This window comes from Sulfitobacter sp. SBS6 (genome assembly GCF_048285585.1).
GTDB classification, from domain to species: domain Bacteria; phylum Pseudomonadota; class Alphaproteobacteria; order Rhodobacterales; family Rhodobacteraceae; genus Sulfitobacter; species Sulfitobacter pontiacus.
The window spans coordinates 20,629-20,879 of record NZ_JBLWBA010000009.1 but is presented as its reverse complement, the minus strand read 5'-3'; the positions used below and the strand labels follow the sequence as shown (position 1 = coordinate 20,879).

General features: G+C 53.4%; 1 pseudogene. It reads left to right on the top strand.

The annotated features are described in order from the left end of the window. Nucleotides 1–251 (top strand): annotated as a pseudogene (locus ACNQ62_RS16355) (IS3 family transposase); the annotation flags it as partial.

Genomic DNA, 251 nt, shown 5'->3' with positions numbered 1-251 from the left:
CCTGCAGCGCGACATCCGCGACATCCGCGAGATCCAGATTGAGCATGACCTGCTCAAGACTGCGAGTGAAATGATAAAAAAGGAACTTGGCGGCGATCTGCAGGGCCTGAGCAATCGGGAAAAGACCATGCTGATCGTCGTCCTAAAAAAACGGTATAAGACACCAGCGCTGTTGGCTCGGCTGGGTCTCGCGCGCAGCTCTTACTTTTACCACCGCGCTCGCATGAAACTGGAAGATAAGTATCTTCCCA